The sequence below is a fragment of the Anaerococcus sp. Marseille-P3915 genome (genome assembly GCF_900258475.1).
Taxonomy (GTDB): domain Bacteria; phylum Bacillota; class Clostridia; order Tissierellales; family Peptoniphilaceae; genus Anaerococcus; species Anaerococcus kampingae.
On the sequence record NZ_LT984888.1, the window covers coordinates 569,792 to 580,746 of the forward strand.

A 10,955-nucleotide genomic window follows, 5' to 3' on the forward strand; every position below is an offset into this window, starting at 1 on the left:
AACAATGGAAAATAGAAATTTTCCCAAAGTATAAGAGTTAGCATTATAACTCACCTCCCTCCACCTAAATAAAATAGAGTGTTAGGCAAATGTATTATATCATAATTTGCTAGGTGGGGACAAATAGATAAGCTTGAAAAATGTGGGATTTGTTATATAATAAAGATAAGAGAAGCCACCTCTTACAAAGCAAATGATGGTAGTCGTGATTAGACTCACGAAAAAAGACACTAGGCCTAAACTAGTGTCTTTTTGATTTAATTGTCCATAGAATCTAGAATCTTGCTTGCTAGAAGCAGGATTAGACCTACAAACAACGGAAAATAAAAATTTTCCCAAATGATGGTTGTCATTATAGACTCACCTCCCTCCACCTAAATAATATAGGATGTTAGGCAAGTTTATTATATCATATTTATATATTTAAACACAAAAAAGCTGGTTAAGATTTGTCTCTTACCAGCTTATATTTTTATTCTTCTACAAAGGTGATTTTACCTTCTTCTAGTTTTGCAATTCTTGCTAGGGAATAGATATCAACGCCCATTTCTTCTACAAGGGCTCTGCCATCTGAGAATGACTTTTCTACAACTATACCTAGTCCTACAGGGTTGGCGCCTGCTTGTCTGCAAAGAGCTACCATGCCTTTGGCTGCTTGGCCATTAGCTAGGAAGTCATCGATCATGAGGATGTTTTCTCCTTCTTTTAAGAAGTTTTTATCTACTATTAGCTCATTTGTGACTTGTTTGGTAAATGAATATACGCTTGAGTGGTAGACATCTTCACTTGTTGTGAGAGATTGTTTTTTTCTTGCAAAAACACAGTTTACTTCTAGTTCTAGGGCTGTAGCAAGGGCTGGAGCAATACCAGATGATTCAACAGTTAGGACCTTATCGATGTTTTTGTCTTTAAAGTAGGCAGCAAACTCTTCTCCCATTTTATGTATAAGTTTGGCATCTATCTGTTGGTTTAAAAATGAATCTACCTTTAGTATGTTTGGACCAATAACAATTCCGTCTTTGAGAATTCTTTCTTCTAGTTCTTTCATCATATCTCCTTATCATATCAAATCAATATTTGTAAGCTTTTTATAATTATAATTCTTTTCTAAAATTAGTCAATTTTTGAGAAGTTATGATTGTTTTTGATTGACTTTGAATGAATTTGATGTTATAATATTAACATGATATTAGAAAAAAGATTGGATCTTATAATTTCAACCCTCGAAAAAGAGGAAAAGGTATCAAATAAGGTCCTAACTGAAAAGCTTAAGGTAAGCGAGTCTACTCTTAGGCGTGATTTGGATTATTTACAAAAGCAAGGCAAGATAAGAAGAGTGCATGGAGGTGCAGTTCTTAATATCAATCCTAGCGAGCTAAATTATCTTGACAATGAAAGGGTCCACACCAAAGAGAAGGCAGCAATTGCCAAAAAGGCGGGAGGCCTTATAGGAGATGCCAAATTTATTTATTTAGATGCTGGTTCTACCTGCCATCAAATCCTTGACTATCTGGATATGACAATGGATATAAAGATAGTAACAAATGGTCTTATGCATGTAGAAAAGCTGATTTCTAAAAATATCCCAACCCTCATTCTAGAAGGGGAGATAAAGCCATCAACTATGGTGATAACAGGGATTAAGACCTTAGAATCCATAAGCTCTTACAATTTTGACCTAGCCTTTATTGGGGCCAATGGTTATGATGAGGAGGGCTTTTATACAGCAGATACTAATGAGGCTGTAGTTAAGGCAAAGGCAATAGAAAATGCGACTAGGGCCTATGTCTTGGCAGATTCTTCTAAGGAAAATATCAAGTACTTTGCAAGGATAGCAAAAAGGGAAGATGTAGAACTAATAAGGGAGGAAGGATGATTTACACAATTACGACAAATCCATCAATTGACTATATCATGAGATTTGATAAGTTTAGCGATGGGGCCACAATCAGGGCTTATGAAGATGAAAAATATCCTGGTGGCAAGGGGATTATGGCAAGTAAAATCCTCAAAAACCTCGGAGAAGACCCTATAAATCTGGGTTTTGTGGGTGGTTTTATTGGAGAATATATAGCAAGTGGTGTAAGAGACTTGGGTCTTAAGGAAAAATTTGTAAGGATTGCAGACAATTCAAGGATCAATGTCAAATTAAAATATGACCACGAAACAGAAATAAATGCCAAGGGCCCAAACATTTCCAAGGAAGAAGTAGAAGAATTTTTTGCAAGTCTTAAGGAAATTAGTGGAGATGACATTATAGTTATCTCGGGTTCCCTTCCTTATAGCCTTGATGAAGACTTTTATAAAAAGGTCATAGAGGCGACAGGGGCGAGATTTACCATAGATATAGCTGACAAGAGGGTTTTAGACTACCTAAAATACAAGCCACTTCTAATTAAGCCTAACAAGGAAGAACTTGGTAAGATTTTTGAAACAGAAATCACCGATGAAAATATGGTTAAATACGCCAAAAAGCTCAACCAGCTTGGTGCTCAAAATGTAATAGTTTCTCTAGGAGCGGAAGGGTCTATCTTTGTAGATGATAATATCGCCCTAAGGGCTAAACCTATCAAAGGAAAGCTTGTAAATTCAGTAGGTTCTGGAGATAGTATGGTGGGAGGCTTCGTCTACGGACTTGTAAATGCTTACGATAAGACAGATGCCTATAAGCTTGCAGTAGCCTGTGGCAGCGCAACAGCATTTAGTCCTGATATAGCTGAAAGGACAATGATTAACAATATTTTAAGGGAAGTAGAGGTAGAAGAAATTGGAAATTAGAGATTTACTCAAAAAGGATCTGATGATCCTAGACTTAAAAGCAGACAGTAAAGAAGCGGCAATCGATGAAATCGCAGCAAAGTTTTTTGAAAAAGGCTATGTAAAAAGTGCAGAAGACTTTGCAGCTGGCCTTAGAGAAAGAGAAGCCCAAGGCTCAACAGCTCTTGGAGAATCAGTAGCCATCCCTCACAGCAAAAACGCAACAGTAATAGAACCAGCAGTTCTCTTTGCTAGAAAAATCGGAGGACTTGATTACGATGCCCTTGATGGGGAGGCGACAGAAATATTTTTTGCAATAGCAGCTCCAGATGGGGAAAATAACCTCCATGTTGCAACACTTGCAGAATTATCAAAGATGATAATGAAAAATGGCTTCATCGCCGACCTTAAGAATGTAAATAGTCCTGAAGATGTATATGGAGTGATTGATAAATATTCAGAAGCTAAAAAAGAAGAAGTAGTTGAAGCTTCTCCAGCTGATAAAAAAGCTTGCAATATCCTAGCTGTAACAGCTTGTCCAAATGGTATTGCCCACACCTACATGGCCCAAGAAGCCCTAGAAAAGGCAGCTAAGGCTAAGGGAGCAAATATCAAGGTAGAAACAAATGGATCTGATGGAATCAAAAATAGACTCACCCAAGCAGAAATAGATGCGGCTGATGTTATAATAATTGCAGCAGATAAAAAGGTAGAAACAGCCAGATTTAACGGCAAAAAGCTAATCCAAAGACCAGTATCAGATGGGATTAGAAAGGCAGATGAGTTAATTGACCAGGCCCTAGCAGGCAAGGCCAATATTTATCATGAAGAAGGCGGAGCCAGCCAAGAATACGCCGAAGAGAGCCAATCTCTTGGACAAAAAATCTACGGAGACCTCATGAATGGTATTAGCCATATGCTACCATTTGTAATCGGTGGTGGAATCCTAATGGCTATCTCCTTCCTAATAGAAAGATTTGCAGGCAATGAATCAGTGGCCTTCACCTTCCTAAATGGACTTGGTGGAGATGCTTTCAATTTCCTAATTCCAATCCTTGCAGGCTATATAGCCTACTCAATAGCTGATAGACCAGGCCTAATGCCAGGTATGGTTGCAGGACTTATGGCAAGCCGAGGAGCAGGCTTTATTGGCGGACTAATCGGAGGTTTTATAGCTGGTTATGTAGTAAACTTCCTTAAGAAAGCTTGTAAAAACCTACCAAAGACCGTAGAAGGTCTAAAACCAATGCTTATCTACCCAGTTCTTGGCCTATTTATAGTTGGGGCAATCATGTTCTTTGTAATAGATCCAATTTTTACAGGAATAAACACAGCTATCAATAACTGGCTAACAGGACTTGGCGGAGCAAACATGGTAATCCTTGGTGCCCTCCTTGCAGCAATGATGGCAGCAGACATGGGTGGTCCAATCAACAAGGCAGCCTATGCCTTTGCAATAGGTGCCTTCACAGATACAGGAATAGGAACCTTTATGGCAGCAGTAATGGTAGGCGGCATGGTCCCACCAATTGCCATAGCTTTTGCTACAACTTTCTTCAAAAACAAATTCAATGAAGAACAAAAGAAGACAACAATTACTAACTACATCCTAGGTGCATCCTTCATCACTGAAGGGGCAATCCCATTTGCAGCAGCTGAGCCACAAACAGTCCTTCCATCATGTATAGCAGGATCAGCCCTTGCTGGTGCTATAGTAGGATATTTCGGAGTAAGCGCTCCAGCCCCACACGGAGGAATCTTCATCCTTCCAGCAATGTCAAGCCTAAACCAAGCCCTACTCTTTGTAGGTGCAGTAGTAATAGGCGCTGTAGTTGGCGGCCTAATCCTTGGAGCAATCAAGAAAAAACCAGAATAATAAGCTAGCTAAGCTTTTAAATCATTAATAATATTGACGGATTTTTAAAAGGTCTAAATAGAAGAAAGACGAGGAATGAAAATGTCCTCGTCTTTTTATAATAAATTTTATTTTTCGATTGTCATTGCGTTGATTTGGTCACATGCTTGCCATACTGGTGTGATGACATCAAAGCCCTTAATCCTGTTTGAATATCCTGTGTGGAATACATTTGAATATAGTGGGATTTCTGGTAGGTAGTCGTTATACCATTTTTGGAATTCTTCCCACTTATCTAGGTAGCCTTCTTTGTCAGATGGATCTGTTTTTCTTAAACTTGCAGTTACTTCATCAGCTTTTGGATCGTTAACCTTGCTTCTGTTAAATGGTCCTTCTGATGAGTAGTAGAACCATGGGTCAAATGGTGTAGCAAAGTCTGAAGCCATTGAAAAAGCTGTATATTGTGCATCTTCTTTTGGGAAACTCAAATAATCCATTAGGGTTGAGAATGAGCCTGCTGTCACATTATATTCCATACCAGCTTGCTTAGCATTTGGAGGAAGTTGGTTTGATATTAGGGTTGTAATTAGTGATTGTTCTGCTCCATATTGGTTAACAACGAGCTTGTTTCCATTCTCGTCATACCTATAATAGTCGAAGCCGTCTTGGTTTTTGTTAAATTCATCTAGTGCTTTTGCCTTATCCCATGGACTCTTGCCGTCTTTTTCGAACTTGTAAGGAGTTTGATCTAATAATTCATTTGCCTTATCAATATTTAAAACCCAGTTTGTAAGTTTTTCTTGTAAATCTGCTCCTCTTTCCTTATACATCCATTGGCTTTGGCCATACATACCATTTGTTACTACACCATAACCACCTAGGAAGGCTTGAACAAATTCGTTCCTGTCCATTAAGCTTGCTATAGCTTGTCTTACTTCTTTGTATTTAGTTGCTCCTCTGTCTGTTAAAAAGATTATATTTCCATAACCATTTCTTTCATAAGAAGATAAGCCTATTTTTCCAGCCTCTTGCGCTTTTTTGAGTTGGGCAATTTTCCCGCCATCAGTTTCAGCTTCCCAAATGTCGATGTCGCCATTTTCTAGTAGGTCTGGGCCTATATTTCTATTAACCAATTGAACTATGATGTGAGGTATGCTAGCTTTTTGGCCTTTGAAATTGCCTTGGTAATTCTCATTAAGGTCAAGTTTAACCATGTTATTTTCAAATTTATTGAACTTGTAAGGACCGCAAGTTACTGCAGGATTAAACCTGTAATCGCTTGTTTCTTTTATCATGGCTTCTTCAATTAGAAGTCTTGTTGGGTCAACATCTCCGCTTTTACGAGCTTCGAGGTCTTTTTCTTTTTGGTCTAATTCTTCTTTAGCTTTTTTGTAATCTTCGCTTTCCTTATCCTCTCCTTCATTGTCTTTGTCAAAGTTTTCTTTTAGGAGGGCAATTTGATTATCTATAGATTTTTTGTAATTTTCTTTGTCTTTGTCAGTCACTTGGTAACCTTCTTTAACAACAAGTTTCTTGCCATCTTTTGATACAGCCAAGTTTTGACCAATATAGTGAAGAGGTGTTGGGCCTGCATTAGATAAGGCTTGAGCTTCAAAATATGGTAATTGTGAAGCATCAACTGTGATAGAGAAAGTATAATCATCAATCTTTTCTAGACCTTCAAATGAATCTGTATCACCCTTTTTGAAAGCCTCGAATCCCTTAATAGAATCACCACCAACATTTAAAGAGCCTGTAAGAGTGTTAAAGTCCTTATCAGATTCTAGTAGGATTCCAAAAAGATAATCATCAGCTGTAATAGGCTCGCCATCTGACCATTTCAAATCTTTTTTGATTGTGTATTTGGTGGTCATAGACCCATCTTCATTCTTGATGAGCTCAGGTTCTTTTTCTAGGGCAGCGGTATTTGTTTGGAACTGGCCATATTCATCTATAACATAGCAATTATAGCCATTGTTTCCTTCAATACCCATAAACTTTCTAACATTTACGTCATTTGCGTCATTATTGTAGCCTTGGATGAAGTCTCCATTAATAGTGCCAACACCCAAAACTATGGTATCATCAGCTGTCTGCTTTTCAAAATCATCAAGATTTTCTTTTTGACTATCCTCTAAAGGTTGGGCATCCTTGTTTTCCTCTTGTCCACTTGCCCCATTTCCCGCATCGTTTGTAGAATTTGAATTGGATCCACAAGCCGAAAGACTTAGGACTAAAGCCAAAGCCAATAGGGATGAATAAAGTTTTTTGTTTTTCATACTAACCTTCCTTTTATCTATGTATATTTTATAAATATTTAAAACTCTACTCTCATTATTCATTCGAGTCAAAGATTATTGTATATATATTAATTTCCTTTTTTAAATTTAGTAGATTTCTAGGTTGGGCAATATCAGGATAAAGGACTTTGTAGCCTTGGTTTTTTCTTTTCCTAAAGTGTTTATATTCATCTTTTATTCGTATCCTTATCTTGGTATTTATGTAGATTTTTTAATTTTTAAGTAAAAGTTAATCTTGATTAATTTACTAGGTCTTGTATAATCTAAATATAATAAATTGACATGAAAAAGAAGAGAATATATAAGCGAGTATTACAGAGAAAGTTAGGTAGCTGAGATAACTATATGAGCAATATATTTATGCATCTTTGAGTCGGGTAGGCGAAAATAGTAGCTTATCACAGGTTCGCCTGTTATAGCGAGCGGAGTTATTTGACTCCCATGAGGTTTTCTAATTATATATAGAAGATGAACGAAGGTGGAAACACGATTGCACTCGTCCTTTATTTGGGGACGGGATTTTTTTTACTCAATTTATGATGGTTTGTTGCAATAATCCTCCATTGAGAGGTGAATTTATAGAAAGGTGATATATGAAATATCTAGCAGTAGTAGTAGTCTTGGCTTTGTTTTTTGGCCTAAGTCTACTTAAAAAACGTGGATCAAAATTTTCCACGAGGGTAATTTTAGGTTCAATCCTAGGTCTAGGAGTAGGATTTATCTTTAAGGGAGAAACTGAGCTTGTAGGAATCTTTGGAGAAGTTTATGCCAACCTCCTCTTTGCCCTTGTAATTCCATTACTTTTGACATCTGTTATAAAGGTGGTGGTATCAAGCGAAAACCTAGCCAAGCTTAAGAGCTTGGGTCTAAAGACAGTTGGAATCTTAAGTCTTCACAATATATTAGGTTCCTTAATTGGTCTAATTTTAGCTCTTAGTTTTTCAATCGGAAGTGGGGCAAATATTCCTTTGCCAGAAGCGGCAGAAGCCAAGGAAGTACCAAGCTTTGCCGAAGCAGTGGTAGGATTTTTCCCAAAAAACATTATAGATGATGCAGGAAATGGTAGGGTAATTCCAATAATTGTCTTTGCTGTTCTAATCGGTCTTGCTGTTTTACAATTAATCGAACACGGCAAGGAAGAGGAAACCAAGCCTTTTGTAGCTTTTATTGAATCATTTTCAGCAGTGATTAATAGGCTAATCGGCTTTGTCACAGACTTTACCCCATATGCAGTCCTTTCCTTAATAGCAAGGGCTGTAGCAAAGATAGACTACACAGCTATCAAGCCTTTAGTATTTATCCTAATATTAACTTATCTGGCAAGTGGGATTCATTCCTTTGTAACAACCGGTGCCCTTTTAAGCATCTTTGCTAAGATAAACCCAGTCCACTTTTTCAAAAAGCACTTCCCAGTCCAAACCATAGCCTTCACCACCCAGTCATCAGTAGGAACAATTCCTGCCAATGTCGCAAACCTTGAAGAAGAACAAGGTGTAGCAGAAGAAATAGCATCCTTTGTAGCCCCAATTGGAGCAACCATGGGCATGCCAGGTTGTGCGGGCTTTTGGCCAGTAATGACAGCAGTCCTTACAGCAAATGTATTAGACCTAGGTTGGGGAATATCAAATTACGCTAGCCTTATAATAGTAGCCCTTCTTGTGTCCCTAGGCACAGTAGGAGTTCCTGGCACAGCCACAATCTCTACAACAGCAGTCTTTGCAGCTATGGGTCTACCGATAGAAATGGTAGTAATTCTTTCTCCAATTTCATCCCTAGCAGATATGGGAAGGACTGCTACAAACGTCACAGCAGCAGCCTCATCAGCAGTGATCGTTGCAGCTAGTGAAGGCAAGCTTGATAGGGAAAAATATAACGAATAAGAAAAGATATCAGAAGTGACCTGAACCCGTAAACACGGAATAATTTAATAATATTTTAAGCGGAATGTAATCTGTACATAACAGGGGACATTCCGTTTAATTTTGTTTTAATCCTATCTTCATTGTACCATTTAATATATTTTTCAATCTCATTTATCAAATTGTCATAACTTTTAAAATCCTCACCATAAAACATTTCTTGTTTTAGTATTCCAAAGAAGTTCTCCATAGGAGAATTATCTAAGCAATTCCCCTTTCTTGACATACTTTGCCTTATATTCATCTTTTCTAGTTTTTTAGTCCAAGTACTATGTTGGTAATGAAATCCTTGGTCTGAGTGTATAATTAAATCTTTAATGTCTTTATTTTCTTTTAACGCTCTTTCTAGCATAGTATTAGTTAATTCTATTGTTGGGTGATTGCTTAGGGTATAGCTGATTATTTCACTGTTGTATAGGTCTAATATTGGTGATAGGTATAGCTTATTTTCTTGTCCTTTAATTCTAAATTCTGTTACATCTGTTAGCCATAATTGATTTGGTTTAGTAGCTTTAAACTGTCTTTTTACAACATTATCTGCTACTTTACCTATTTGTCCCTTGTATGATGAGTATTTTCTTGATCTAGTTTTAAATTTAGAGCATAGCAAGGATTCTTCTCTCATTATTCTTAAGACTTTTTTATGATTAATATTAAAGCCTTTATTTTTTAATACCATAGTTACTCTTCTATAGCCATATCTACCTTTTGATGCTTCTACTATGGTTGTTATTTCTTTTCTAATTTCTTTGTCTTTATCTACTGGACTTTCTAATTTTATCTTCCATTCATAGTATGATGATTTTGGTAATTTAGCTATTTCTAGCCATTTACTTACTTTACTTTGTGGATATATTTTTAGAAGTTTGAGGATTATCTGTGTCTTTTCCTTGCTTCTGCTTCCTCTTCCAGTAGCAAGGCTTGTAGCTTTTTTTCGTAGATTATCTTCATTTTTAGAAGTCTATTTTCTTCTCTTAATCTTATTAACTCTTCTCTTTCACTTTCATTTATTGGAGTATTAAGTTTAGACTTTTTATTTGATTTGGTCATATTTTTTCTAGGCCTTCCTCTGTTATCCTCTAGTCCAGATAAACCACGCTGTCTATATGCTCTCTCCCGATTACATATTATTGATTTATTGCTTATATTAAAGTGCTCTGCGGTTTGTCTGAATGAGATATTATTGATTTGCCTATATTGTATTACAGATAGCTTAAATTCACTAGTGAATTTATCTTGATTTTGCTTTTTTGATAAGTTATCAAATCCACCTGATTGATATTTGATTATCCAGTTTTGTAATGTACCTTCGGGTATATCATATTTTTTAGCAACCATCGGACTGCCTCCAGATTCCCCTGATAAATATTCCGTTACTAGTTTGATTTTAAATTCTTTTGTGTATTTTGGCATACTAAAACCCCTCCATCCGTATTCCGGATTTTGGGGTTCAGGTCAAAGCTAAGTCTTCTGGTATTTTTTTTATTAAAAAATGAAATATATAAACACTAGCATATAATTATATAAATGAAAGCGAGGGAAGATGAATAAAGCTGCGATTTTGCATATTAGTGAAAGTTTTATGGACTATGCCATAAGTGAAGATGTTTTATTCTGAGATCTCATATTTACATGATTTTTCTATTTCTCTTGATGAGAATATTCCTTCAGAGTAGCAGAATATTATTATTTGAAGCATTGTTATTGGGTTCACAGTAGGTTTTCTTCCAAATGATGAGTAAACTTTTCTTAGTTCCGTTAGGTCTATCCTTTCAATTATATTTTTTACAAGCCTTAGTTTTATATCATCTTGAATGTATACTTCCGTGTTAAAATTTAATTTTAATTGAATTGTATCATCAGCTAGTGTAAAATTAGTTAATGATAATGTATTTTTAATTGTTTTCATAAATACATTGTATCAGAAAAAGACGAGGATGTTTAGTTTCCTCGTCTTTTTTCTATACTGGGACTTTTGCAACAGCCCCTTTTTATGAGATAAAATTAAAAAAGATTAGGTTAATATTATAATAATGTTTTCATCGTACAGTGAAAAAAACATATTAGATAAAATAATATTATTTTGTTAGTATATAAGTAAGGAGATGATTATATGAACTCAAG

General features: G+C 36.2%; 8 protein-coding genes and 1 pseudogene. 4 read left to right on the top strand and 5 right to left on the bottom strand.

Going from position 1 to position 10,955, the window contains the following annotated elements:
• Positions 1 to 472: 472 nt before the first annotated feature.
• Positions 473 to 1,048: a xanthine phosphoribosyltransferase gene (locus C8269_RS10210; RefSeq protein WP_106461672.1), complete on the bottom strand. Its 576-nt coding sequence runs from the start codon at positions 1,046 to 1,048 to the stop codon at positions 473 to 475.
• A gap of 153 nt (positions 1,049 to 1,201) precedes the next feature.
• Here C8269_RS10210 and C8269_RS10215 point away from each other — a divergent pair, with 153 nt between their 5' ends.
• Genes C8269_RS10215 through C8269_RS10225 form a run of 3 tightly spaced genes read left to right on the top strand, consistent with a single transcriptional unit; the run spans position 1,202 to position 4,633 of the window.
• Positions 1,202 to 1,876: a DeoR/GlpR family DNA-binding transcription regulator gene (locus C8269_RS10215; protein WP_234025881.1), complete on the top strand. Its 675-nt coding sequence runs from the start codon at positions 1,202 to 1,204 to the stop codon at positions 1,874 to 1,876.
• The gene (pfkB, locus tag C8269_RS10220; RefSeq protein ID WP_106461675.1) at positions 1,873 to 2,778 is read left to right on the top strand and encodes a 1-phosphofructokinase; all 906 of its coding nucleotides are present in this window, start codon (positions 1,873 to 1,875) and stop codon (positions 2,776 to 2,778) included. Before C8269_RS10215 ends, pfkB begins: the two co-directional genes overlap by 4 nt.
• Positions 2,768 to 4,633, top strand: a complete 1,866-nt coding sequence (locus tag C8269_RS10225) for a PTS fructose transporter subunit IIABC (RefSeq protein ID WP_106461677.1) — start codon at positions 2,768 to 2,770, stop codon at positions 4,631 to 4,633. Before pfkB ends, C8269_RS10225 begins: the two co-directional genes overlap by 11 nt.
• A gap of 107 nt (positions 4,634 to 4,740) precedes the next feature.
• Here the strand turns inward: C8269_RS10225 and C8269_RS10230 are convergent, their stop codons facing one another.
• Positions 4,741 to 6,891 (bottom strand): ABC transporter substrate-binding protein, encoded by a 2,151-nt coding sequence (locus tag C8269_RS10230; protein WP_106461679.1) that lies wholly within the window; start codon positions 6,889 to 6,891, stop codon positions 4,741 to 4,743.
• Between the two features lie 614 nt (positions 6,892 to 7,505).
• Here C8269_RS10230 and C8269_RS10235 point away from each other — a divergent pair.
• On the top strand, positions 7,506 to 8,792 hold the full coding sequence (locus C8269_RS10235) for a dicarboxylate/amino acid:cation symporter (protein ID WP_106461681.1): 1,287 nt from the start codon (positions 7,506 to 7,508) through the stop codon (positions 8,790 to 8,792).
• A 55-nt stretch (positions 8,793 to 8,847) separates the two neighbouring features.
• On the opposite strand, the pseudogene C8269_RS10240 reads toward C8269_RS10235, so the two are convergent.
• The 3 genes and pseudogenes from C8269_RS10240 to C8269_RS10250 all read right to left on the bottom strand — a co-directional run.
• Positions 8,848 to 9,717: pseudogene (locus tag C8269_RS10240) on the bottom strand (IS3 family transposase); the annotation flags it as partial.
• A complete protein-coding gene (locus tag C8269_RS10245; protein ID WP_106461684.1) occupies positions 9,705 to 10,244 on the bottom strand; it encodes a helix-turn-helix domain-containing protein in 540 nt (179 codons plus the stop codon). The gene C8269_RS10245 and the pseudogene C8269_RS10240, both read right to left, overlap by 13 nt.
• A 196-nt stretch (positions 10,245 to 10,440) precedes the next feature.
• Entirely contained in the window at positions 10,441 to 10,740 is a 300-nt protein-coding gene (locus C8269_RS10250) for a transposase (RefSeq protein WP_234025882.1), read from the bottom strand.
• Positions 10,741 to 10,955 lie beyond the last annotated feature (215 nt).

What these genes read in the sequence shown, in the direction of transcription:
- C8269_RS10210 (WP_106461672.1), bottom strand. Translation starts at nt 1,048, where the DNA reads ATGAAAGAACTAGAAGAAAGAATTCTCAAAGACGGAATTGTTATTGGT.
- pfkB (WP_106461675.1), top strand. Translation starts at nt 1,873, where the DNA reads ATGATTTACACAATTACGACAAATCCATCAATTGACTATATCATGAGA.
- C8269_RS10230 (WP_106461679.1), bottom strand. Translation starts at nt 6,891, where the DNA reads ATGAAAAACAAAAAACTTTATTCATCCCTATTGGCTTTGGCTTTAGTC.
- C8269_RS10235 (WP_106461681.1), top strand. Translation starts at nt 7,506, where the DNA reads ATGAAATATCTAGCAGTAGTAGTAGTCTTGGCTTTGTTTTTTGGCCTA.
- C8269_RS10245 (WP_106461684.1), bottom strand. Translation starts at nt 10,244, where the DNA reads ATGCCAAAATACACAAAAGAATTTAAAATCAAACTAGTAACGGAATAT.
- C8269_RS10250 (WP_234025882.1), bottom strand. Translation starts at nt 10,740, where the DNA reads ATGAAAACAATTAAAAATACATTATCATTAACTAATTTTACACTAGCT.